Source organism: Streptomyces sp. NPDC091292 (assembly GCF_044757265.1).
In the GTDB taxonomy this organism is placed as follows: domain Bacteria; phylum Actinomycetota; class Actinomycetes; order Streptomycetales; family Streptomycetaceae; genus Streptomyces.
Map to the genome: position 1 here is coordinate 155,571 of NZ_JBIVUQ010000009.1, position 24,007 is coordinate 179,577.

Here is a 24,007-nt window from a genome sequence, read left to right on the forward strand (position 1 = left end):
GCCCAGTTCGTACGTCCCGACCCGTTGTCCCGAAAGGTGCTCACCTCCCCATGCCCGAGCTGGTGTTCTTCAGCGGAACGATGGACTGCGGAAAGAGCACGCTGGCTCTTCAGATCGAGCACAACCGTTCGGCACGGGGCCTCCAGGGGCTGATCTTCACGCGTAACGACCGCGCGGGCGAGGGCAAGCTGTCCTCGCGCCTGGGGCTCGTCACGGACGCCGTGGAGGTCGCGGACGACCTCGACTTCTACGCGTACCTGGTCGACCTGCTCTCCCAGGGCGGTCGCGCCGACTACGTGATCCTGGACGAGGCGCAGTTCCTGTCGCCCGCGCAGATCGACCAGCTCGCGCGCGTGGTGGACGATCTGCGCATAGACGTCTTCGCGTTCGGCATCACGACCGACTTCCGTTCCAAGCTGTTCCCCGGCTCCCAGCGGCTCGTCGAACTCGCCGACCGTGTCGAGGTGCTTCAGGTGGAGGCCCTGTGCTGGTGCGGCGCGCGGGCCACGCACAACGCCCGTACGGTCGCGGGCCGCATGGTCCTGGAAGGCGCCCAGGTGGTCGTCGGCGACGTCAACCACGCGGCGGACGAGATCGGTTACGAGGTCCTGTGCCGTCGTCACCACCGCCGCAGGATGACCAGCACCTCCGCACGCGCGGGAGCCCTCTCACCCGATGTCCTGCCGGTCGCTCCACCGGACGCCCCGGACGCCCCGGAGTTGACCCGCCGCACCACTGGATGAATCAATCCCGCGCGGGTAAGCGGTCCCTGTAATCGATCCATGTAGTCGGTCCATATATGGACCGTGGTCCATGCAGGGATCCATACATGACATGGACCGTATGGCCGGTCCACATACACGGGGGTTCGTCGATGCCGTTTCCTCGCTCCGTCCTCGCCGCCGCTCTCTCCGCCGGTGCCTTACTGCTGACGTGTCTGCCGAGCGCCGCCGCCGAGCCGGGCAGTGACGACACCCCGCTCACCATCGCCACGGTGTCGGCCCGCGCCGACATGGTCACGGGCGGGGACGTCCTCGTACGCGTCGACGTTCCCCGGCGCTTCGACCCCGACGATGTGCGGATCACCCGCGACGGCTCGGACGTCACGGCGGAGTTCACGGCGACAGGCTCCGAGCCCGGCGTCCTCACCGGCCTGGTGGATTCCCTGCGCGAGGGCAGCAACCGACTGGTCGCGACCGTCCCCGGCCGGCCCGGCGCGAGGGCCGTCCTCCAGGTACGCAACCACCCTTCGACGGGCCCGGTGATCAGCGGGCCGCACGAAAGCCCCTTCATGTGCGGCACGCAGGCGTTCACACTTGTCGACGGTTCCACATTGGGGCCGCCGCTGGACGAGGACTGTTCGATCGCGACACGCGTCGACTACGCGTACCGCTCCACCAACGGGGCCGTCAAAGCGCTGGCCGACCCGTCGAGCCGCCCGTCGGACCTCGCGACGACCACCACGACCACCGGCGCGCGCGTCCCGTTCCTCATCCGGATCGAGACCGGCACGCTCAACCGGGGCATCTACCAGATCTCCATGCTGGCCGACCCCACCGCGCCCGACCCGACCCGTACACGGCCGTCGGAGGGCTGGAACGAACGGCTCATCTACACGTTCGGCGGCGGCTGCCGAGGCGGCTGGTACACGCAGGGTTCGACCACCGGCGGCGTGCTGGACACCGAGATGCTGGGCCGCGGATACGCCGTGGCCTCGTCGTCGCTCAACGTCTTCGGCAACAACTGCAACGACCTACTGGCGTCCGAGACCACGATGATCGTCAAGGAGCACTTCGCCGAACGGTACGGTGCCCCGCGCTTCACCATCGGCTGGGGGTGCTCCGGCGGCTCGTACCAGAGCTACCAGACCGCCGACAACTACCCCGGGGTGCTCGACGGCATCATCGTCGGGTGCAGCTTCCCCGACGTGACATCGGCGACCAACCTCACCCTGCTGGACTCCCGGCTGCTCGACCACTACTTCGGCACGACCGCGCCGGGTGAGTTCACGGCGGAGCAGCAGACCGCGGTCGCCGGGTTCCGTGAGCAGGCGAGCATCCCGAACCTGAGCGACGGTGCCAAGCGCCTCGACCCGGCCGCGGAGTTCCCCGCCACCCTGCCCGAAGAGCTGCGGTACGACGCGGTGACCAACCCCGACGGGGCGCGGGGAACCGTCTTCGACCACACGGTGAACGTCTACGGCACCGACCGGCGCAGCGGTGCGGCGCTGCGGCCACTGGACAACGTCGGTGTGCAGTACGGCCTCGACGCGCTGAACCGGGGAAAGATCGACAAGGAGCAGTTCCTCGCACTCAACTCCCTTGTCGGCGGCATCGACCGCGACGCCCGGTTCACCGCGGGACGGACGACGGCCGACCGCTCGGCGACCGAGGCGGCGTACGGCACGGGCCGCATCCTGTGGGGCGGTGCGGGGCTGGCCACCACGCCCGTCATCGACCACCGCTCCTACACCGACGACCTGCCCGGCGGCGACATCCACATGGCGGTGCACGGATTCTCCACCCGGGCCCGGCTGATCGCGGCGAACGGCCACGCGGACAACCAGGTGATGCTCCAGGAGGACAACCGCCACGGGTTCAGCCTGAAGAGCCCCGCGCTGCGGTACGCCCTCACCGAGATGGACACATGGCTGACGTCGCTCAGCGCGGGGGAGTCGGCGGCCCCGGGCGACCGGCCGACGGCACGTGAGGTGGTCGCCCGCAAACCGGCGGGGCTCACGGACGCCTGCTGGAGCCGTGACGCGCAGCCCCGGAAGATCGAGCAGCGGCTCGGTTACGACAACTCCGGCGAGTGCGGCGCCCTCTATCCGGCGTTCCCCACGCCGAGGCTGGTGGCCGGAGCCGCGCTCGTGGACGATGTGATCGCGTGCCGGCGCAAGCCTGTGGACCCGGCCGATTACAGGGTGGCGTTCACGGCGGATGAACTCCGGCGGCTGCGCGCGGCGTTCCCGAGCGGCGTCTGCGACTGGAGCAGAAGCGGTCAGGGACAGCGTCCGCCCACAGGCACCTGGCAGTTCGCCGGGCACCCTTAGCCGCGGCGCTCGGCGGCCGGGCCCGGAGGTGGCTCAGGCCGCCGCGGTCCGGGCCAGTGTGAACACGGCGCCCTCCAGGTCGGAGACGGTCGCCGTGCGTCCGTGGCTCGTGTCGTGGGGCGGTGTCCTCACATGGCCGCCGAGTTCGGTCACGCGGGCCGCCGCGTCGTCCACGTCGGCGACCTCGAAGTGCGTCATCCAATAGGCGCCCCGGTCGCGCGGCAGCGCATTGCCGACGCCCTGCACGGCGGCCACCGGGCGCCCGTCCACGAGCAGGGTCAGATAGTCGTCGTCGGCCGGGTCCCCGGCCTCCGCGGTGTAGCCGAAGACATACCGGTAGAACGTCGCGACGCTCGCGGTCTCCCGGGTGATCAGCTCGTTCCAGGCGGGTGTGCCGGGCACCCCGGTGACCGCCGCCCCGACGTGCTCGGTGGCCTGCCAGATGCCGAACACCGCGCCCGCGGGGTCGGACGCGATGGCCATCCGGCCGGCCTCCGGGGCGTCCAGCGGCCCCACGCCGACCGTCCCGCCGCAGTGCCGCACCGTCTCGGCCGTCACGTCCACGTCGTCCGACGCGAGATACGGCGTCCAGGCCACGGGCAGATGCCGGTCGGGCGGCAACTGGCCGATACCCGCCACCTCCTGGCCGTCGAGCAGGGCGCGCACATAGGGCCCCAACTGCTGGGGCCCCGGCCGGAACTCCCAGCCGAACAACGCCCCGTAGAACTCCTGAGCCGCGGGCATCCCGTGCACCAGCAGGCTGACCCAGCAGGGTGTGCCGGGTGTGCGCCCCTTTCGCGCCGGTGTGCGCCGGGTCTGCTCCACGCCGTCGTGTCGGCCGGCCGATTGCCGTGCCTCGGTCATGGTCACTCTCTCCTCGGCCCATCGTGGACGTCGATCAGTTGTACACCGCGTGCGCGGCACCGTACAGCGTGTGCTCGGCCATGCTCGGGGGAACGCACGGGCACGGTCAGGGGTTCCCGGCCGGCCGGTGCGCGAGGATGGGGGCCATGAACGCCATCATCTCCGCATCCGAACTCACAAGCGAATTGGCGGGTCCGACCCCGCCGGTCCTCCTCGACGTGCGCTGGCAGCTCCAAGGCCCCCCGCTCCGTTCCGCTTACGCGGAGGCTCACATTCCAGGTGCGGTTTTCGTCGACCTGGACAGCGAGTTGGCGGGCCCGGCGGGATCCGGTGGCCGGCATCCGCTGCCGGATCTCGCGGTCTTCGGCGCCGCGATGCGCACGGCGGGTGTCTCGGCGGACCGTGCCGTGGTCGTGTACGACGGCGGTCAGAACTGGGCCGCCGCGCGCGCGTGGTGGCTGCTGCGCTGGACGGGTCACCCGTCGGTACGGGTGCTCGACGGCGGGCTCGGCGCCTGGTCGGGACCGCTCGACGCGGAGATTCCGCATCCGGCGCCCGGCAGCTTCGAACCGGTGCCCGGGGCGATTCCGCTTCTGGACGCGGACGGCGCCGCCGAGCTGGCGCGTTCGGGGCTTCTCCTCGATGCGCGCGCGGGGGAGCGGTACCGGGGCGAGGTCGAGCCGATCGACCGGGTCGGCGGCCACATTCCGGGTGCGGTGTCGGCGCCGACGGCGGAGAACGTCGCCGATGACGGCCGCTTCCGGTCCGCCGAAGCGCTGGCCGCGCGCTTCAAGTCCCTGGGCGCGTCGGACAGTTCGACGGTGGGCGTGTACTGCGGTTCGGGTGTCTCCGGCGCGCATGAGGTCCTGGCCCTGGCGGTGGCGGGCATTCCGGCGGCGCTGTACGTGGGGTCCTGGTCGGAATGGAGTGCGGACGACTCCCGGCCGGTGGCGACGGGCCCCGACCCGCAGTGAGCCGGGCCGGACCCGGCTGAAGCGACAGGCCCGCACCTGCGAGGTGCGGGCCTGTCCGGTCGAGCCTCCGCCCGAGTGCCGCGGTAGCCCAAGTACCGCTCGCGCCCTCGTCGTACTCGTGCCTCAGCGGTAGTACTCGTACCTCGGTCGTCGTACTCGTGCCTCAGTCCTGCTTCTTGCGCCGGGTTCCGAAGACGATCTCGTCCCAGCTCGGCACCGCGGCGCGGCGGCCGGGGCGCACCCCGTCGGCCTCGGCCTGCCGGTCGGTGGCTCCGACGAGCCGGTCCCGGTGGCTGGTGACGGAGCGCGGCATCAGCACATCGGCGTACGCGGACCCGGCGGACGCGGCAGGGGCCGGCGGCTCCTCCGGCTCGGGTTCCGTTTCCGGCTCTTCCGGGGGTCGTTCGGTCGTCGCGGGGCGTTCCGGTACGACCATGTCGCCGCGGAAGCTCGGGACGGCTTCGAGGAGGCTGGTGAGCGAGTCGCGGTCGCCCGCGCCCTCGTCGCCGGGCTCGGCCGGCAGCCCGGGTCGCTCGGACTGCCGGTCCAGGGCGCGGTCGAGGGGCCGGTCCCGGGGCAGCCGGGCGATCCTCGGAACGAACGGAAAGCTCGGTTCCGGTGTCGTGATGTCGTCGGACTCGCCGATGAGGGAGCGCGCCTCGTCGTCGACGGCCTGGACGAGTCGGCGCGGCGGGTCGTAGGTCCAGCTCGCGGCGTGCGGTTCGCCCGCGACGAGGTAGACGAGGAGGACTTCCCAGGTGCCGTCGTCGCGGCGCCAGGAGTCCCACTGGACGCTGTCCTTCTCGGCGCCGCGCAGCAACAGCCGTTCCTGGACGGCCTCGCCGAGCTGGGGTCCCGCGTTCTCACCGGGGCGGCGCACCGGGGTCTTGCGGGCGCGCTCGGCCATGAAGGCGCGCTCGGCGAGGACGGGGCCCTCGAAGCGGCGTACACGGTCGACGGGGATGCCGGCGAGCTGGGCGACCTCTTCTGCGCTGGCGCCGGCCCGTATCCGTGCCTGGATGTCGCGGGGGCGGAGGTGGCTCTCGACCTCGATCTCGATCTGGCCGAGGCGGGGTCGGTCGCCGCGCACGGCGGCACGGAGTCGTTCGTCAATCGGAAGCGTGTATTCCGTGCTGTCCGCAGCCTTGAGCACCAGCCGTGTGCCGTCATTGGAGACGGCCACGACACGCAGTTCGGGCATGGGGACCTCCCGGGTGGTGCCTGCCGACGTCACGTGCGTCGCTGCTTCCGCTAGTCGAGTGTGGCCTGCCCGGGTGCAGCCTGCCACAACCTTGCCGAGTTGCCCGGCGTGTCGGGCAAGCGCCCTGGATGACCGTTATGGCACGGTTGCCAGTTCGCAACGCTGAGTGACCGACGTGGTCACCCTGTGCGACGAACTCCCTCCCGGTGGCCTGGAAGGCACCGGACGCCCTGGTGGGAGACCGGTCCCAGGGCTCGCAACAGTACTCCATTCGGGCCACCCGGGTGGCCCGGCGCGCCGCCGAACTTCTCGTGGGGGGCGGGAGTTGGCGGGGCGGTTGGCCCGATTAGTGAGGAAAGTGCGCCGGAGCGAAGTGCCGCGGGGTGGCGCACTTCACGGAATCCCCCGAAACGGAACTAATCACTTCGCATGTACGTCCCTTTCTCGTGCAGTCGGTCGAGTAGGACCGCTTAAGTCAGAGATGGGTAAGAAAAGTACAAGAAGTCCGGGGAAGGCAGGCAAGGTTCGGAGATGGGCGAGAAGTCGGTTGCGGACACGCAGATACGTACGAGTCCGGACGAAGTGTCCGAGGAGGCCGAAAACAGCGGCAGGAAAAGGCTCGATCTGAGCGTCCCCCAGGTCGCCGGAAGCGCGGTCGCCGCGGTCGTCGCCGCCAAACTCGCCTCGAACGTCGGGGTGTACGGGACGATCCTCGGCGCCGGTCTGGTGAGCGTGGTCGCCACCTGCGGAGGCTCGGTCTTCCAGCACTTCTTCAAACGCACCGGCGAGCAGATACGCGATGCGACGGTCCAGACGAAGCCGCGGACCCGCGAAGTGCCGGTGGACGGTGACGGGTTCACCGAAGGGACCGTCTATCGCGCGCGGGTGCGCGGTTGGAGCGGTTGGAAGCGTCCGCTGGTGGCCGCCGGGCTGGTGTTCGGCGTCACCATGGGCGGCATCACCGCGTACGAACTGGTCGCGGGCGAGGCGTTCGCCGGCGGTTCGACCGGCACGACCATAGGGGACGCGTTCACCGGCCACCGCTCCGATCCCGGCCCGGACGGCACCCCTTCACCGTCGACGGACCCGTCCCAATCGCCCTCTGGGGACGGCGGTGCTTCCGGTACGGGCTCGCCCGACGGGTCGCCTTCGGGCGGTACGGGGACGGGCGCAGGCAATACGGGGAGTGGGCAGGACCAGGGAAACCCGTCCAAGCCGAACCCCGCGCCCAGCGGCTCAGGTTCCGGTTCGGGATCCGGCAGTTCGGGATCCGGAGACCGCGGCACCCCTTCCCCCTCGACCACCCCCACCCCGTCCGCCCCGGCCAACGGCACCCCCGGCACCGCGCCCCAGCGGGACGGCACCCCGGCACCGTGACGGTCGACCGTGCCCCTCAGTCGCCCAGTACGCGCCGCAGATAGTCGTTGCCGAACAGCCGGTCGGGGTCCAGGCGGTCGCGCAGCGCGGTGAACTCGCCGAAGCGCGGATAGACCTGGGAGAAGTACTCGGCGTCGCGTGTGTGCACCTTGCCCCAGTGCGGGCGCCCGCCGTGCGCCGTGAAGATCCGCTCGGCGGCCGTGAAGTACGCCTGGTACGGCGTCCCCCGGTACATGTGCACCGCGATGTACCCGGTCTCCCGGTCCGATGCCGTGGACAGGGTGATGTCGTCCGCCGGTGCCGTGCGGACCTCCACCGGGAAGCTCACCCGCAGATCGGAACGCTCCACCATGGTCCGCAGTTCCCGCAGCGCGGCGACGAGTTCCGCGCGCGGGAGGGCGTACTCCATCTCCATGAAGCGCACGCGGCGCGGGCTGGTGAAGACCTTGTAGGGAATGTCCGTGTAGGTGCGGGCGGACAGGGCGCGGCTGGAGATCTTGGCGACGGCGGGGATGGTCGCGGGCAGGGCGCGGCCGAGCGTGTTGACCGCCTGGAAGAGGCCGTTGGAGAGGAACTCGTCCTCGATCCAGCCGCTGACCGCGTTGACGGGCCGCGTCGGACCCGCGCTGCGGTTGTTCCGCTTGGTGTTGCAGTTGCCGGTGTGCGGGAACCAGTAGAACTCGAAGTGCTCGTTCTCGGTGAACAGTTCGTCGAACTCCGCCGTGACCCGGTCGAAGGTCATCGGCTCCTCGCGCGCGGTGAGCAGGAAGACCGGTTCGACGGCGAAGGTGATCGCCGTGACGACGCCCAGGGCGCCGAGGCCGATGCGGGCCGCCGCGAAGACGTCGGGGTTCTCCTTCTCGGAGCAGGCCAGGACCGAACCGTCCGCGAGGACCAGTTCCAGGCCGCGGATCTGAGCGGCTATGGAAGCCGAGTCGCGTCCCGTGCCGTGCGTGCCGGTGCTGGTGGCGCCCGAGACGGTCTGTTCCATGATGTCGCCCATGTTGGTGAGCGAGAGACCCTCGCGCGCGAGGGCGAGGTTCAGCCGCTTCAGCGGGGTACCCGCCTCGACGGTCACGGTGCCGGCCTCACGGTCGATCCCGCGGATGCCGGTGAGGAGCTGGGGGCGGATCAGGACGCCGTCGGTCGCCGCCACGGAGGTGAACGAGTGACCCGTACCTACGGCCTTCACCTTGAGACCGTCGTCGGCGGCCCTCCGTACGGCTGCGGACAGTTCGTCGACCGATGCGGGCGTGACCTCCCGCGCCGGACGCGCGGTGACGTTTCCCGCCCAGTTACGCCACGCGGGGCTCGTCCCGCTCGTCGTCCCCGTCGCTTTCGCTGACGCCATCCTTGAGGGTCCCTCCCCGCTGCGGCACCGGCTGCTTCAGCCGGCGGTACCCGAGGAAACCGACCACGACCGCGACGGCACCGGACACCGCCGGTACCACGTACCCCGCCTTCGCCCCGGCCGCGTCGATCACCCAGCCGGCCACGGAGGAGCCGAGCGCGACGCCGACCGCGAGTCCCGTACTCGTCCAGGTCATGCCTTCGGTCAGCTTCGCGCGCGGTACGTGCTGTTCGACGAGGGCCATCGTCGTGATCATCGTGGGTGCGATGGACAGACCCGCCACGAACAGCGCCACGGCCAGGATGGGCAGGTTCCCGACCAGTTGAAGCGGGATCATACTCACGCCCATCGCGCACACGCCCAGCAGGAACCTGCGCGCGGGCTCGCCCTTGAAGTGCAGCAGCCCGAAGACGACGCCTGCCGTGCAGGAGCCCGCCGCGTACAGCGCGAGGACCACGCTCGCGGCGGCCTTGTGGCCCTGCTCCTCCGCGAAGGCCACCGTCACGACGTCCACGGCCCCGAAGATCGCGCCGGTCGCCACGAAGGTCGCCACCAGCACCTGGAGCCCCGGCGCCCGCAGCGCCGAGCCGCCGGTGTGCTGTTCGCGCGGGTGCGGCTCCGGCTCGGTGGAGCGCTGCGCGGTCAGCCAGAAGACGCCCGCGCCGAGGAAGACGGCGGCGAGCAGCGGACCCGCCTCCGGGAACCAGACCGTGGACAGCCCGATCGACACGATCGGGCCGAAGATGAAGCAGATCTCGTCGATCACGGACTCGAACGCGTACGCCGTGTGGAGCTGCGGGGTGTCCCGGTAGAGGGCGGCCCACCGCGCGCGGGTCATCGATCCGATGCTCGGTGTGCAGCCGATGAGCGCCGAGAAGACGAACAGGGTCCAGTCGGGCAGCGAGAGCTGCGCCGAGAGGAGCAGTCCGGCGGCGGCCACCAGGGTCACCAGGGTCGCGGGGCGCAGCACCCGGCGCTGACCGTGCCGGTCGACGAGCCGGGAGATCTGGGGGCCCATGACGGCCGCGGAGAGCGCGATGGTGGCGGACAGGGCGCCCGCGAGCCCGTAGCGGCCCGTGAGCTGCGACACCATCGTCACCACGCCGATGCCCATCATCGACAGCGGCATCCGCCCGAGGAACCCCGCGGCCGAGAAGCTCTTGGTGCCGGGGGCGGCGAACAAGGCGCGGTAGGGGCTGGGCAAGGGGCGCTCCTGGCGGGTCCCGGCACGGGTACCGGGGTAAGGCGTGTTGATGGCTGATACAGCTTACGGACCCGAGGGGGCAGGTTCAGCCGGATTCCGGACCGGGCCTGATCGTCACATGGCGGTTCCCCGGCTGTCGGACCCGGGTGGCAGGATCAAAGACATGTCCGAAGCGCTCGATCCCGCACCCTACGACGCCCTGCTGCTGCTTTCCTTCGGCGGCCCCGAAGGCCCTGACGACGTGGTTCCGTTCCTGGAGAACGTGACGAGGGGCCGCGGTATCCCCAAGGAGCGGCTCAAGGAGGTGGGGCAGCACTACTTCCTGTTCGGCGGGGTCAGCCCGATCAACGAGCAGAACCGCACCCTGCTGGCAGCCCTACGCGAGGACTTCGCGGAACACGGTCTGAACCTGCCGGTGTACTGGGGCAACCGCAACTGGGCGCCGTACCTGACGGACACGCTCCGCGAGATCGTCCGCGACGGTCACCGCCGCGTCCTGACCCTGGCCACGAGCGCGTACGCCTCGTACTCGGGCTGCCGGCAGTACCGCGAGAACCTGGCGGACGCCCTGGCGACGCTGGAGGCCGAGGGGCTCGACCTGCCGCGCGTCGACAAGCTCCGGCACTACTTCAACCACCCCGGCTTCCTGGAGCCCATGACTGAGGGCCTGATCGCCTCGCTGGCGGACCTGCCCGCCGACACGCGCGCGGGCGCGCACATCGCCTTCACGACGCACTCCGTGCCGGTGTCCGCCGCCGACACCTCGGGTCCGGCCGAGGGCCACGGCGACGGCGGGGCGTATGTCGCACAGCACCTGGACGTGGCCCGGCAGATCGTCGAGGCGGTACGGGAGCGTACGGGCGTCGCGTATCCGTGGCGTCTCGTCTACCAGTCGCGCTCCGGCGCCCCGCACATCCCCTGGCTGGAGCCCGACATCTGCGACCACCTGGAGGAGCTGCACGGCGCCGGGGTGCCCGCCGTCGTGATGGCGCCGATCGGGTTCGTGTCGGACCACATGGAGGTCCTGTACGACCTCGACACGGAAGCCACCGCCAAGGCGGCGGAGTTGGGCCTTCCGGTACGCCGCTCGGCGACCGTCGGGGCCGATCCCCGGTTCGCCGCGGCGATCAGGGACCTGGTCCTGGAGCGCGCCGCGACGGAGAGCGGACGCGCGGTGGAGCGCTGCGCGCTCGGTTCCCTGGGCGCGAGCCACGACCTGTGTCCCGTGGGCTGCTGTCCTGCGAGGGCGCCGAGAGCGGCGGCAGCGGGCGCCGACAGTCCGTACGACCGTGTGCATCCGTACGACCGCCTGAAGGAGATCCGTTGACCGAGCAGCCGAGGGTGACCGACGGGGACGAGCGGCTGAAGGCCGAGCTGCTGGAGCTGGCCCTGGAGGCGGCGGACCGCGCGGGCACGTTCCTGCGCGACGGCCGGCCCGCCGATCTGGGTGTGGCCGCCACCAAGACCAGCGCCGTCGATGTCGTCACGGAGATGGACATCGCCTCCGAGAAGCTGATCACGGGCCTGCTGGCCGAGCGCAGGCCGGACGACGGCGTGGTGGGCGAGGAGGGCGCCGACGTCCAGGGCACCAGTGGCGTCGAGTGGGTGATCGACCCGGTCGACGGCACCGTCAACTACCTGTACGGGCTGCCGAGTTGGTCGGTGTCCATCGCGGCCCGCAAGGACGGCGAGACCCTGGTCGGGGTCGTGGCGGCCCCCATGCGCGGCGAGACGTACCGCGCGGTCCTCGGCGGCGGCGCCTTTGTCAACGACACGCGCGTGCACACCCGCCCCGCACCCGCGTTCGCGCTGGCGCTCGTCGGGACCGGATTCGGCTATCTGAGCGACCGCCGGGCGAAGCAGGCCGAGGTCGTCCGGCAGCTCGTCCCGCAGGTACGGGACATCCGCCGGGGCGGGTCGGCGGCGATCGACCTGTGCGATGTGGCGGCGGGGCGCCTGGACGCGTACTACGAGCGGGGGCTGAACCCCTGGGACCTCGCGGCGGGCGACCTCATTGCGCGGGAGGCGGGCGCCCTGACCGGTGGACGCCCCGGTGAGCCCCCGACGGGCGAGCTGACCATCGCGGCACCCCCCGGCCTCTTCGAGCCCCTCCAGGCCCGCCTGGAGGAACTGGGCGCCTGGCACGACTAGCACGGGGAAGGGGCTCCAGCGCGATGCCGGAGCCCCTTCCACATGTCCCGTTCAGTATGTCCCGTACGGTATGCCCCGTTCGGTCCTGTGGTCCTGTCTCGTCGGTCCTGGTCCGTTCAGGCGCTGATCGCGCCGACCTGTACGCCGTGTTCGGCGGCGAGCCGGTGGAGGTCGTCCAACTCGGCCTGTTCGACCTCGGCAAGGAAGTCGTCGCCTGTCTCCCGAGCGCGCGTCAGATCGGACTCGGTCGCCCTTATGCGCTGGAGCAGTCCTGCGGTGAATGCGTCCATGGTTGCGCCCCCTCGTCCTGGGTCGTGGGTCGGTGGCACGGGGGTGTGCCCTGGGAAGGGGCGATCACGTCTCTCGCCGCCCTGCGGAAAAGCGGTTCGTGGCGCGCCACAAGCAAAGCGTGATCGCGGGTGTGTGGTCGTCCTCCCCCCGCTCCCTTCACCGGAAACCTCAACCTCGCGAGAAAGTCCCGCATTCCCCGGCACGCGCCACTGGCACAACCCGGTCGCCGGACCGGGCGCTCACCCGTCGACGATCACCGCCTTACCGCCGGTTTATGGCCGAAAGAGGCAGGATGGAGCCCTCACACCCCCGACGGAAGCTGCCCGACCGCGCCCGAAAGCGCACGGGCGCCACAGGAAGGACAGCGACGTGCGCGTACTCGTCGTCGAGGACGAGCAACTGCTCGCCGATGCGGTGGCCACCGGACTGCGCCGGGAGGCCATGGCCGTCGACGTCGTGTACGACGGCGCGGCGGCCCTCGAACGCATCGGGGTGAACGACTACGACGTGGTCGTCCTCGACCGGGACCTCCCCCTCGTGCACGGCGACGACGTGTGCCGCAAGATCGTCGAACTGGGCATGCCCACCCGGGTCCTGATGCTCACCGCGTCCGGCGACGTCAGCGACCGTGTCGAGGGCCTGGAGATCGGCGCCGACGACTATCTGCCCAAGCCGTTCGCGTTCAGTGAGCTGATCGCGCGCGTGAGGGCACTCGGACGGCGTACGAGCGTGCCGCTGCCGCCCGTCCTGGAGCGCGCCGGCATCAAGCTCGACCCGAACCGCCGCGAGGTCTTCCGCGACGGCAAGGAGGTCCAGCTCGCGCCCAAGGAGTTCGCCGTCCTGGAGGTGCTGCTGCGCAGCGAGGGCGCCGTCGTGTCGGCGGAGCAGCTCCTGGAGAAGGCGTGGGACGAGAACACCGACCCGTTCACCAATGTCGTGCGGGTCACCGTGATGACCCTGCGGCGCAAGCTCGGTGAGCCCGCGGTGATCGTCACCGTGCCCGGCTCCGGCTACCGGATCTGATGCTGTGGCCGCGACACCGGCGCCCCCCGCGGCGCCTCCGAAGCCCACCTGGGACCCGAGGCGGCCGGAGCCACCGTTCCCGTGGCTCCGGCCGACCATCCGCATACGGCTGACGCTGCTCTACGGCGGCATGTTCCTGATCGCCGGGATCCTGCTCCTGTCGATCATCTATCTGCTCGCGGCCCAGGCGGTGCACGTCGGCAATGAGCTGCCGTTCCAGATCGTCGCGGGCAGCAAGGTCCAGGTGTCCAGCGCCGCGTGCCCCGACCTCGCTGGGCCCTTCGTCAGCCAGACCGAGTTCAACAACGCCCTGAACGCCTGTGTGAACCACCAGCGCCAGCAGGCCCTCGACGACCTGCTCAGCCGCTCCCTGCTGGCCCTCCTGGGCCTCAGCGTGATCGCTTTTGCCTTCGGTTACGCGATGGCGGGCCGTGTCCTGTCGCCGCTCGGCCGCATCACCCGCACCGCGCGCCAGGTGGCCGGCTCCGACCTGACCCGGCGCATCGAGCTGGACGGGCCCGACGACGAGCTGAAGGAACTCGCGGACACCTTCGACGACATGCTGGACCGCCTGGAGCGGGCCTTCTCGGCCCAGCAGCGGTTCGTCGGCAACGCCTCGCACGAGCTGCGGACCCCGCTGGCGATCAACCGCACTCTCCTGGAGGTGCATCTGTCGGACCCCGGGGCGCCCCCCGAACTGCATCAGCTCGGCAAGACCCTGCTCGCCACCAACGAGCGCAGCGAACAGCTCGTGGAGGGCCTGCTGCTGCTCGCCCGCAGCGACAACCAGATCGTGGAGCGCAAAGCGGTCGACCTCGCCGAGGTCGCCACCCGGGCCGTCGACCAGGTGCACGCCGAGGCGGAGCAGCGGGGAGTGGAGATCCGTTCGGAGTGCTCTCCCGTGGTCGTCCAGGGCAATGGCGTCCTGCTGGAGCGGATCGCCCTGAACCTCGTGCAGAACGCCGTCCGGTACAACGTTGCGGAGGACGGATGGGTCGAGGTGGCCACGGCGGCACAGCACGGTCAGGCGGTGCTCACGGTGTCGAACACGGGCCCGGTGGTTCCCGCGTACGAGGTCGATAATATTTTCGAGCCGTTCCGGCGGCTGCGGACCGAGCGGACCGGCAGCGACAAGGGCGTCGGCCTGGGCCTGTCCATCGCCCGGTCGGTGGCCCGCGCCCACGGGGGCCGTATCATCGCCGAGCCGCGCGAGGGGGGAGGGCTCACGATGCGCGTCACCCTGCCGATCTGACATCCTGCCCTCCGACACGCAGAGGATGTTCGCTTTGCGCGGAATTTTCGGGACCTGCACCCCGGGAGGTCATGTGTGATCGATCACAGAGATGAATTTCTGGCCATCCACTCTCTGTGATGACAAAAGCCGGGAGAAAGCCGGGAAAGTCCTGGTTTTCAGGGGTCTTGATCACGGGAAGTACACGGGGTGACACCCGTGAAGTGCGACATTCTGACCGTGTAAGGTCCCCGATCGCCATCCAAGTCGATCACTCGTGAGAGGTCCGGTTGGGTGTCGATTGAGTAACAGACCTTGATGTGAGGCAAAATCTCCGCCTCAGGTCGGGCACAAGTCCGGCCTCTCACGCGTTACGTGCGCTGGAGACACTGAAAAGCACCCAGAGGGGGAGAGGCATATGGCAACGGATTACGACACCCCACGCAAGACCGATGACGACCTCAACGAGGACAGCATCGAAGAGCTGAAGGCCCGGCGGAACGACAAGTCGACCTCCACGGTCGACGTCGACGAGTTCGAGGCCGCAGAGGGGCTGGAGCTTCCGGGCGCCGACCTCTCGAACGAAGAGCTGGCGGTCCGGGTCATGCCCAAGCAGGCGGACGAGTTCACCTGCATGAGCTGCTTCCTGGTCCACCACCGCAGCCAGCTGGCCCGCGAGAAGAACGGCCAGCCGATCTGCCGCGACTGCGACTGAGGCGGGGTCGGCCGTGACTGGCTCGACCCCACCCCGGAAGCGCCGCTTCCGCAAACAGCGGGAAGCGGACCCTGGCCTGACCGAAGGCGCGCGTGACGACGAGCGGGGCCGTAGGGCCTCGCTCGAAGTGGCGGACGGCACCGGATCGACGGGTGCCCTGGAAGGGGCGGACGCCCTGACACGGGGCGTACAGACCCCGGCGACCGGTGCCGTGCCCGGCCGCACCAGGAAAGCGGTGGAGAGCCTTGCAGGGGGCGCGCAGAGCCGCACCAGGAACACCGTGGCCGCCGTCCGGAACGGCGCCCGCAGGAGCGCGGACAGCGCCCGTGCGGGGCTCGCGTACCTCACCGACCGGGTCATCGAGAACGCGCCGCGGGTGCCGGTGCGCGATCTGGCGACCCTGCGCAGACAGTTCCCGGGCCTCGGGCCCGAGGATCTGGCGGACAAACTGGTGACCGGCGCGGCGAACGCCACGTCGACCGTCGGCGCGGGCGTGGGCGCCGCCGCGATGATGCCCGTACCGCCCGCCATGCCCGCCGAGATGGCGGCCGAGATCACCGGCGTCGCGGCGATCGAGCTGAAACTGATCGCCGAGCTGTACGAGGTCTACGGCCTGAGACCGCCGGGCACTCTCAAGGACCGCAGCACCGCCTATCTGACCGCCTGGTCGGAGGAGCGCGGGATCGACGTGACCAAACCGTCCACGATCAACGGCGCGCTCGGCGGCCAGATGAAGCGCGAACTGCGACAGCAGATCATGAAGCGCATGGTCAGGAATCTGCCGAACCTGATGCCGTTCATGGTCGGCGCCGCCGTCGGCGCGGTCATGAACCGCCGTGACACCAAGAAGCTCGCCGAGCGCATCCGCAGGGACCTGCGCAAGAACCAGGTGCCCTGGAACCGGCTGACCGCCCTGCCGCCGCTGGAGCGGCCGGCCGGCGCCCTGTCCGCGGGCGAGCCGGGCCACCCGCTGCCGGAGCCCGAGGACGCGCGCCACCCGAGAGAACTCGGCCGCTGACCACGGGGGCCGGACCGGCCCTCCCCAAGCCCCCTAGGCCGGGCGGGCGGCCTTCAGTGCCGCCGCCAGGGCCTCCGGGGCGCGCGTCGACACATACACGTACGGTGTCGGGTCCTGCGGGTCCGTGACCGGGATGCGGGCGGCCGTCGGGATGTAGCTGCGCAGCAGCATGAAGGCGCGCGGGTCCGCCTTGTGGGAGCGCCAGGCGACGGCCTCGTCCTTGTCCAGGGCCTCCAGCTCGCCGAGCGCCGACACGGGGATCTTCGCCTCGCCCGCGACCAGCGAGTCCGCGACGACCCTGATCCGCACCGAGCCGTACGCGCTGACCACCACGGCCGCGACCGCCGTACCGCCCACCAGGCCGCCGAGCAGCGGCAACGAGCCGAACGGGAGCAGGATCAGCGCCATGGCGACCCCGACCAGGACCGAGACGGCCCACCAGGAGCGGGGCGCGGTCAGGCGTTCTTCGTAGGGCTGGGCCGGGGGCTCCGCGGGAAGAGGCATGCGGCCCAGCTTGGCACGGTGCGCGGACATCGCCGACGCGCGGGTAAGGTCTGCGCCTGTGAGTGGTACATCCCCCGGTCTGACGCCCCCCGCCGACGCCACGGCACCGGTCAGGCACCCCGGCGCCCCGGCGCCCGGGGAACCCATCGGCGCGCACTACGGCGAGTGCTTCGGCTGTGGCGGCGAGCAGCCCCATGGACTGCATCTGGCGGCCCGCGCCGGGGACGGGGTCCGCATCACGGCGGAGTTCACCGTGCGCCCCGCCCACCAGGGCGCACCGGGCCTCGCGCACGGCGGGGTACTGGCGACCGCCCTGGACGAGACGCTCGGCTCGCTGAACTGGATGCTGCGGGTCATCGCCGTGACCGGACGCCTGGAGACCGACTTCGTACGGCCCGTCCCGGTCGGCACCGTGCTGTTCCTGGAGGCCGAGGTGACCGCCGTCGCCGGGCGCAAGATCTACTCCCGGGCCACCGGCCGCATCGGAGGGCCCGAGGGTCCCGTCGCGGTCCGCGCGCAGGCCCTCTTCATCGAGGTGAAGGTCGACCACTTCATCGACAACGGCCGCCCGGAGGAGATCCGCGCGGCCATGAGCGACCCCGACCAGGTCCGCAGGGCCCGTGCCTTCGAGGTGAATCCGTGAGCCTTACCCCCCAGCCCCGTCACGCGCCCGCCACCGCGCGTGACGACCTCCCCGTACTGATCCGCCGCGTGGACCCGGAAGTTCCTCTTCCTGCGTATGCGCGGCCAGGGGACGCGGGGGCCGATCTGCGGACCACCGAGCCGTGCGAGCTGGCGCCCGGTGAGCGCGCCGTGCTGCCGACCGGGGTGTCGATCGCCCTGCCGGAGGGGTACGCCGCCTTCGTGCACCCGCGATCCGGACTGGCCGCCCGCTGCGGTGTCGCCATGGTGAATGCCCCAGGGACGATTGATGCCGGGTACCGTGGGGAGATCAAGGTGATCGTGGTGAATCTCGACCCGCGCGAGTCCGTGCGGTTCGAGCGCTTCGACCGGATTGCCCAACTGGTCGTCCAGCAGGTGGAGAAGGTCCGCTTCCAGGAGGTGGCGGAGCTTCCCGCATCGGCGCGGGCCGAGGGGGGCTTCGGGTCCACCGGCGGTCATGCCGCAGTGGGCGGCAACGATGGGCTCGTGGGTGGGAATCGATACGCTTCGGTCGTATCCGACCGGGAAGGACAGTGACGTGTTCGGACGTCGCAAGAAGATGAGTTCCGCTGAGGACGCGGCGGACGCGGCGAGCGAGGCCGAGCAGGTCGTCGACGGCGTCGACAGTGACGCGGCGGACGAGGCCCCGGCGGAGCGCGCGCGGCTCGAACCGGAACCGCGCCCCGACGGACCGTGGGACAGCAGCGAGGTGAGCGAGCCCGGTGAGGGCCGCGTCGACCTCGGCGGACTGCTCGTGCCCGGGGTCGAGGGCATGGAGCTGCGGGTGGAGGTCGCCGGCGACGCCATCGTCGCGGCCACGGTCGTCCTCCAGGACAGCGCCATTCAGCTACAGGGCTTCGCGGCCCCCAAGCGTGAGGGCATCTGGGGCGAGGTCCGCGAGGAGATCGCCAGCGGCATCACGCAGCAGGGCGGTGTCATCGACGAGGTCGAGGGGCCGCTCGGCTGGGAGCTGCGGGCGCAGGTACCGGTGCAGTTGCCGGACGGCACGGGCGGTTTCCAGGTCGTGCGGTTCATCGGCGTGGACGGTCCGCGCTGGTTCCTGCGCGGAGTGATCTCCGGGCAGGGTGCCGTGCAGCCGCAGGCGGCCGGGCTCCTGGAGCAGATCTTCCGGGACACCGTGGTGGTCCGCGGCGAGGGCCCGATGGCGCCCCGCGACCCGATCGTCCTCAAGCTGCCGGACGACGCGCAGATGGTGGCCGAAGGGGTCACGCAGGAGGACCAGGAGGGCTCCCGCTTCTCCGGAGGCATGGGCCAGCTCGCCCGTGGGCCGGAGATCACCGAGGTCCGCTGAGACGTACAGGGCACGCGTCGGCCGACCGCACCAGGGTCGGCCCGCGCCGGGCCACATCCCCGAACAGCGCAGCACGACCGAAGGGCCGTACCTCATCCGGGTACGGCCCTTCGGCGTACCCAAGTTCTTGTATCTGAACGGCAATTGAGCAGCCACTCTTCCTTCACCTCTTGACGGAAGTCTGGTCCGTACCTATGGTCCCGGCCAGCGCGTCTGTTCATGAATCCATGCATCGTTCACGTACGAGAACGGATGGCCCCCCGTATGGCAGGCACCCCCACCTCCGCGTCCTCGGTCGTCGTCGCCCTTGTCGCCGGCCTCCTCGTCTGGCCCACCGCGACGCCCGCCGCACAAGCCGCGCCCGCGGCCTTCGCGCACCCCGGCGTCACCGTCTCGCGCGGACAGCTCGACTTCGTCCGCGACAAGGTCAACGCAGGCGCCCAGCCCTGGAAATCGGCGTTCGACCAGATGATCGCGAGCAAGTACGCGTCCCTCTCACGCACCCCGGCACCCCGCGCGATCGTCGAGTGCGGCTCCTACTCCAACCCCAACTACGGCTGCACCGACGAGCGCGAGGACGCGATCGCCGCGTACACCGACGCGCTCGCCTGGTACATCACGCGCGACGACCGCTACGCGAAGAAGGCCATCGAGCTGATGGACGCCTGGTCCGCGACGATCAAGGACCACACCAACAGCAACGCACCGCTCCAGACCGGCTGGGCGGGCTCCTCGTGGCCCAAGGCGGCCGAGATCATCAAGTACACGTACACCGGCGGCTGGGCCAACTCCGGGCGCTTCTCGACGATGCTGCGGGACGTGTACCTGCCCAAGGTGATCAACGGCTCGAACTCCAACGGCAACTGGGAGCTGTCGATGATGGAGGCCGCCGTCGGCATCTCCGTCTTCCTGGAGGACAAGACCTCGTACGACAAGGCGCTGTCCAAGTTCCGTACCCGCACGGCCGCGTACGTCTATCTGGCGTCGGACGGCGCGCTGCCGAAGACCGTGCCGAGCCAGAACCTCGACACGCGCGACAAGATCGTCAACTACTGGCAGGGACAGGGCACCTTCGTCACCGGGCTCACCCAGGAGACCTGCCGCGACTTCACGCACACCGGGTACGGGATCTCCGCGATCTCGCACATCGCGGAGACCAGCCGGATCCAGGGCCAGGACCTCTACGGCACCGACGTCGGCGAGCGGCTGCGGCAGGCGCTCGGCTTCCAGGCCAAGTACGAACTGGGCGAGGCGGCGCCGAGCTGGCTGTGCGGCGGCGCCCTCAACCGCGGGCTCGGACCGGTCACCGAAGTCGGCTACAACGCCATGCACAACCGCCTCGGCTTCGCCATGACCAACACCCAGACCCTCACCACCCGGAACCGCCCGGCCGGCTCCAACAACCTGTTCGTGGCGTGGGAGACCCTGACGCACGGCGACCAGCCCAACTGACCCCCCGCGCCCCCGAGGGGACCCCGGCATTGCTGTGACCGGGCGCCGGTGACCATACTGGCGCTCGGCCACGACCGTCACGGGGCAGCGCACATGACACACGCGGGGGAGCGCACATGACACAGAACACCAGCGGGCAGACCGGCACCACCGCCGTGGCGGAGCGCGCGGACGGACCCATGGTGCGCGTCGAGAACCTGCACCGGTCCTACGGCACCGGGGCAGCCGCTGTGCACGCCCTGCGCGGGGTCTCCTTCACCGTTCCGCGCGGGGAACTCGTCGCCCTGAAGGGACGTTCCGGCTCCGGCAAGACCACGCTCCTCAACCTCGTCGGCGGGCTCGACACCCCCGATGGGGGCACCCTGCACGTCGACGGGCTCGACCTCGCCGAACTGGGTGAGAACGGCCTTCTGGAGCTGCGCCGCGACCGCATCGGCTTCATCTTCCAGTCCTTCGGGCTGATCCCGATCCTCAGCGCCGCCGAGAACGTCGGCGTGCCGCTGCGGCTGCGCAAGGTCGACCCGCGCGAGCGCGAGGAGCGGGTCGCGCTGATGCTCTCCCTGGTCGGGCTCGCGGACCACGCCCTCCAGCGGCCCGGCGAACTGTCCGGCGGCCAGCAGCAGCGCGTGGCCATCGCCCGCGCCCTCGCCAACAAGCCGTCGCTCGTCATCGCCGACGAGCCCACCGGCCAGCTCGACGCCGAGACCGGGCACGCCGTCATGGAGCTGCTGCGGGCCGTCGTCCGCAGCGAGGGCGTCACCGCGCTGGTCGCCACGCACGACGCGGCCCTGCTCGACCTCGCGGACCGGGTGCTCGAACTGCGCGACGGCGAGATCGTCGAGCACGAGTGACGCACGGCGCGTGTCCGACGGACGTACGCCTGACGGCCGTATGCCGGTATCAGAGTTGCGTCAAGGACGCCCCCGGCCCGCGCACCTGTCCGAATTGTCGGAGTTCCTGGCTGTAGCGTCTGACCGCGGCCACGCAGCGTGCGGCCGTCAGTGGAAGACAATGGGGCCATGGGACGCGGCAAGCTACGGATCTACCTCGGTGCGGCACCGGGCGTCGGCAAGACCTACGCCATGCTCTCCGAGGCGCACCGGCGCGTCGAACGGGGCACTGACTGCGTCGTCGCCTTTGTGGAGCACCACGACCGGCCGCGCACCGAGGTCATGCTGCACGGCCTGGAACAGGTGGCGCGCAAGAACCTGGAGTACCGCGGCACGGCGTTCACGGAGATGGACGTCGACGCGGTCCTGGCCCGGCACCCCGCCGTCGCCCTCGTGGACGAACTCGCCCACACCAATGTCCCCGGCTCCCGCAACGCCAAGCGCTGGCAGGACGTCGAGGAACTCCTCGCCGCCGGCATCGACGTCATCTCGACCGTCAACATCCAGCACCTGGAGTCCCTCGGCGACGTGGTCGAGTCGATCACCGGCGTACGGCAGCGCGAGACCGTACCGGACGAGGTCGTGCGGCGGGCCGACCAGATAGAGCTGGTCGACATGTCGCCCCAGGCGCTGCGCCGCCGCATGGCGCACGGCAACATCTACCAGTCCGACAAGGTCGACGCGGCCCTGTCCAACTACTTCCGGCCCGGCAACCTCACCGCCCTGCGCGAGCTGGCGCTGCTCTGGGTCGCCGACCGGGTCGACGAATACCTTCAGGCGTACCGGGGCGAGCACAACATCCGCACCACCTGGCAGGCCCGCGAACGCATCGTCGTCGGCATCACCGGCGGGCCCGAGGGAAGCACCCTGATCCGCCGGGCCGCCCGCCTCGCCGAGAAGGGCGCGGGCGGCGAAGTTCTCGCCGTCTACATCGCGCGCAGCGACGGCCTGACCGCCGCGTCACCGAAGGAACTCGCCGTCCAGCGCACCCTGGTCGAAGACCTCGGCGGCACCTTCCACCACGTCATCGGCGACGACATCCCCACCGCGCTCCTGGAGTTCGCCCGCGGTGTCAACGCCACGCAGATCATCCTGGGCTCCTCGCGCCGCAAGGCATGGCAGTACGTGTTCGGGCCCGGCGTCGGCACCACCGTCGCCCGTGAGTCGGGCCCCGACCTCGACGTGCACATCGTCACGCACGAGGAGGTCGCCAAGGGCCGCGGCCTGCCCGTCGCCCGGGGCGCCCGGCTCGGCAGGCCCCGGATCATCTGGGGCTGGCTCGTCGGCGTGGCGGGACCGATACTCCTCGCGACGGTCCTCAACAACGTCGACTCTCAGCTCGGGCTCGCCAACGACATGCTGCTGTTCCTCGCGCTGACGGTCGCCGCCGCCCTCCTCGGCGGACTGCTGCCCGCCCTCGCGTCGGCCGCCTTCGGATCGTTCCTGCTCAACTGGTTCTTCACCCCGCCCCTGCACCGCGTCACCATCGCCGACCCCAAGAACATCGTCGCCATCGTGATCTTCGTGGGCGTCGCCGTGTCCGTCGCGTCCGTGGTGGACCTCGCCGCGCGGCGCACCCATCAGGCCGCCCGGCTGCGCGCCGAGGCCGAGATCCTTTCCTTCCTCGCCGGCAGCGTCCTGCGCGGCGAGACGACCCTCGACGCCCTCCTGGAACGGGTGCGCGAGACCTTCGGGATGGAGTCGGTGGCCCTGCTGGAGCGCGAGAGCGACGTCACGCCCTGGACCTGCGCGGGCAGCGTCGGGCCCCACCCCTCCGACCGGCCCGAGGACGCCGATGTGGACATGCCCGTGGGCGACCACATGGCGCTCGCGCTCTCCGGCCGGGTGCTGCCCGCCGAGGACCGCCGTGTCCTCGCCGCGTTCGCCGCCCAGGCCGCCGTCGTGGTCGACCGCCAGCGCCTCAAGCAGGAGGCCGACCAGGCCCGCACCCTCGCCGAGGGCAACCGCATCCGCACCGCGCTCCTCGCCGCCGTCAGCCACGATCTGCGCACCCCGCTCGCCGCCATCAAGGCCGCCGTGTCCTCGCTCAGGTCCGACGACGTGGCCTGGTCCGAGGAGGACCAGGCCGAACTGCTCGCCGCCATCGAGGAGGGCGCCGACCGCCTCGACCACCTGGTGGGCAACCTCCTCGACATGTCCCGCCTCCAGACCGGCACCGTCGAACCCCTGATCCGGGAGATCGACCTGGACGAGGTCGTACCGATGGCCCTGGGCGGCGTACCCGAGGACAGCGTGGAGCTGGAGATCCCGGAGACCCTGCCCATGGTCGGCGTCGACCCGGGCCTCCTGGAACGGGCCGTCGCGAACATCGTCGAGAACGCCGTCAAGTACAGCCCCGAGGGCCGGCACGTCCTGGTCGCCGCCAGCGCCCTCGGCGACCGTGTGGAGGTCCGCGTGGTCGACCGCGGCCCCGGAGTGCCTGACGACGCCAAGGAACGCATCTTCGAGCCCTTCCAGCGGCACGGCGACGCCCCGCGCGGCGCGGGCGTCGGCCTCGGCCTCGCCGTCGCCCGCGGCTTCGTCGAGGCGATGGGCGGCACCCTCGCCGCCGAGGACACCCCCGGCGGCGGCCTCACCATGGTCCTCACGCTCAAGGCCGCGGCGGGCCGGCCCAGGCCGCTGCCGGACGCCCGGCCCGCCGAGGCCGTGACATGATCCCCGCCCCCGCCTCCGTCCCGGTCGCACCCGAACCCGGACCAGCAGTCACATCGGA

At 70.9% G+C, this 24,007-nt stretch carries 22 protein-coding genes; 16 read left to right on the forward strand and 6 right to left on the reverse strand.

The annotated features are described in order from the left end of the window. Positions 1-50 precede the first annotated feature (50 nt). Complete coding sequence (locus tag ACIQNU_RS24750; protein ID WP_401370260.1) at positions 51-743, forward strand: thymidine kinase; 693 nt, start codon at positions 51-53, stop codon at positions 741-743. A gap of 86 nt (positions 744-829) precedes the next feature. Further along, positions 830-3,052 (forward strand): DUF6351 family protein, encoded by a 2,223-nt coding sequence (locus ACIQNU_RS24755; protein ID WP_401370263.1) that lies wholly within the window; start codon positions 830-832, stop codon positions 3,050-3,052. Positions 3,053-3,085: 33 nt separating this feature from the next. Here ACIQNU_RS24755 and ACIQNU_RS24760 read toward each other — a convergent pair whose 3' ends face one another. Then, positions 3,086-3,916, reverse strand: coding sequence for a VOC family protein (locus ACIQNU_RS24760; RefSeq protein WP_401370265.1), 831 nt, complete (start codon positions 3,914-3,916; stop codon positions 3,086-3,088). Positions 3,917-4,062: 146 nt separating this feature from the next. Between ACIQNU_RS24760 and ACIQNU_RS24765 the strand changes: the two genes are divergently transcribed. Then, positions 4,063-4,890: a sulfurtransferase gene (locus ACIQNU_RS24765; RefSeq protein WP_401370268.1), complete on the forward strand. Its 828-nt coding sequence runs from the start codon at positions 4,063-4,065 to the stop codon at positions 4,888-4,890. Positions 4,891-5,053: 163 nt separating this feature from the next. Here ACIQNU_RS24765 and sepH read toward each other — a convergent pair whose 3' ends face one another. Further along, complete coding sequence (gene sepH, locus ACIQNU_RS24770) at positions 5,054-6,091, reverse strand: septation protein SepH (RefSeq protein WP_401370271.1); 1,038 nt, start codon at positions 6,089-6,091, stop codon at positions 5,054-5,056. 531 nt (positions 6,092-6,622) lie between these two features. Between sepH and ACIQNU_RS24775 the strand changes: the two genes are divergently transcribed. After that, a complete protein-coding gene (locus ACIQNU_RS24775) occupies positions 6,623-7,468 on the forward strand; it encodes a hypothetical protein (RefSeq protein ID WP_401370274.1) in 846 nt (281 codons plus the stop codon). 16 nt (positions 7,469-7,484) lie between these two features. Here the strand turns inward: ACIQNU_RS24775 and ACIQNU_RS24780 are convergent, their stop codons facing one another. Both ACIQNU_RS24780 and ACIQNU_RS24785 read right to left on the reverse strand, forming a co-directional pair. Next, on the reverse strand, positions 7,485-8,819 hold the full coding sequence (locus tag ACIQNU_RS24780; RefSeq protein ID WP_401370276.1) for a D-arabinono-1,4-lactone oxidase: 1,335 nt from the start codon (positions 8,817-8,819) through the stop codon (positions 7,485-7,487). Continuing rightward, positions 8,764-10,023: an MFS transporter gene (locus ACIQNU_RS24785; RefSeq protein WP_401370279.1), complete on the reverse strand. Its 1,260-nt coding sequence runs from the start codon at positions 10,021-10,023 to the stop codon at positions 8,764-8,766. The genes ACIQNU_RS24780 and ACIQNU_RS24785 overlap by 56 nt, the downstream gene beginning before the upstream one ends. A gap of 163 nt (positions 10,024-10,186) precedes the next feature. Here ACIQNU_RS24785 and ACIQNU_RS24790 point away from each other — a divergent pair, with 163 nt between their 5' ends. Together ACIQNU_RS24790 and ACIQNU_RS24795 are read left to right on the forward strand one after the other, a co-directional pair. Then, positions 10,187-11,350: a ferrochelatase gene (locus ACIQNU_RS24790; RefSeq protein ID WP_401370281.1), complete on the forward strand. Its 1,164-nt coding sequence runs from the start codon at positions 10,187-10,189 to the stop codon at positions 11,348-11,350. Then, positions 11,347-12,174, forward strand: coding sequence for an inositol monophosphatase family protein (locus ACIQNU_RS24795; RefSeq protein ID WP_401370284.1), 828 nt, complete (start codon positions 11,347-11,349; stop codon positions 12,172-12,174). Before ACIQNU_RS24790 ends, ACIQNU_RS24795 begins: the two co-directional genes overlap by 4 nt. 116 nt (positions 12,175-12,290) lie before the next feature. On the opposite strand, the gene ACIQNU_RS24800 is transcribed toward ACIQNU_RS24795, so the two are convergent. Beyond that, positions 12,291-12,464, reverse strand: coding sequence for a hypothetical protein (locus ACIQNU_RS24800; RefSeq protein WP_401370287.1), 174 nt, complete (start codon positions 12,462-12,464; stop codon positions 12,291-12,293). Positions 12,465-12,834: 370 nt separating this feature from the next. Here ACIQNU_RS24800 and ACIQNU_RS24805 point away from each other — a divergent pair, with 370 nt between their 5' ends. From ACIQNU_RS24805 to ACIQNU_RS24820, 4 genes are all read left to right on the forward strand, one after another. After that, on the forward strand, positions 12,835-13,488 hold the full coding sequence (locus tag ACIQNU_RS24805; protein ID WP_389889087.1) for a response regulator transcription factor: 654 nt from the start codon (positions 12,835-12,837) through the stop codon (positions 13,486-13,488). Positions 13,489-13,492: 4 nt separating this feature from the next. Continuing rightward, complete coding sequence (locus ACIQNU_RS24810) at positions 13,493-14,740, forward strand: sensor histidine kinase (RefSeq protein WP_401370290.1); 1,248 nt, start codon at positions 13,493-13,495, stop codon at positions 14,738-14,740. Positions 14,741-15,137: 397 nt separating this feature from the next. Then, a complete protein-coding gene (locus ACIQNU_RS24815; RefSeq protein WP_389889081.1) occupies positions 15,138-15,434 on the forward strand; it encodes a DUF4193 domain-containing protein in 297 nt (98 codons plus the stop codon). Positions 15,435-15,447: 13 nt separating this feature from the next. After that, the gene (locus ACIQNU_RS24820; protein ID WP_401370293.1) at positions 15,448-16,452 is read left to right on the forward strand and encodes a hypothetical protein; all 1,005 of its coding nucleotides are present in this window, start codon (positions 15,448-15,450) and stop codon (positions 16,450-16,452) included. 33 nt (positions 16,453-16,485) lie between these two features. Here the strand turns inward: ACIQNU_RS24820 and ACIQNU_RS24825 are convergent, their stop codons facing one another. Continuing rightward, entirely contained in the window at positions 16,486-16,956 is a 471-nt protein-coding gene (locus ACIQNU_RS24825) for a DUF3093 domain-containing protein (protein WP_401370296.1), read from the reverse strand. A gap of 58 nt (positions 16,957-17,014) precedes the next feature. Between ACIQNU_RS24825 and ACIQNU_RS24830 the strand changes: the two genes are divergently transcribed. The 6 genes from ACIQNU_RS24830 to ACIQNU_RS24855 all read left to right on the forward strand — a co-directional run bounded on the left by ACIQNU_RS24830 (position 17,015) and on the right by ACIQNU_RS24855 (position 23,949). Beyond that, positions 17,015-17,599, forward strand: coding sequence for a PaaI family thioesterase (locus tag ACIQNU_RS24830; protein WP_401370298.1), 585 nt, complete (start codon positions 17,015-17,017; stop codon positions 17,597-17,599). After that, complete coding sequence (gene dut, locus ACIQNU_RS24835) at positions 17,596-18,156, forward strand: dUTP diphosphatase (protein ID WP_401370300.1); 561 nt, start codon at positions 17,596-17,598, stop codon at positions 18,154-18,156. Before ACIQNU_RS24830 ends, dut begins: the two co-directional genes overlap by 4 nt. 1 nt (position 18,157) lies before the next feature. Beyond that, on the forward strand, positions 18,158-18,931 hold the full coding sequence (locus tag ACIQNU_RS24840; protein WP_401370303.1) for a DUF3710 domain-containing protein: 774 nt from the start codon (positions 18,158-18,160) through the stop codon (positions 18,929-18,931). Positions 18,932-19,195: 264 nt separating this feature from the next. Beyond that, positions 19,196-20,383, forward strand: coding sequence for an alginate lyase family protein (locus ACIQNU_RS24845; protein WP_401370306.1), 1,188 nt, complete (start codon positions 19,196-19,198; stop codon positions 20,381-20,383). Between the two features lie 116 nt (positions 20,384-20,499). Beyond that, positions 20,500-21,234: an ABC transporter ATP-binding protein gene (locus tag ACIQNU_RS24850; protein ID WP_401370308.1), complete on the forward strand. Its 735-nt coding sequence runs from the start codon at positions 20,500-20,502 to the stop codon at positions 21,232-21,234. Positions 21,235-21,402: 168 nt separating this feature from the next. Continuing rightward, complete coding sequence (locus ACIQNU_RS24855; protein WP_401370311.1) at positions 21,403-23,949, forward strand: ATP-binding protein; 2,547 nt, start codon at positions 21,403-21,405, stop codon at positions 23,947-23,949. The last annotated feature ends 58 nt before the right edge of the window (positions 23,950-24,007 follow it).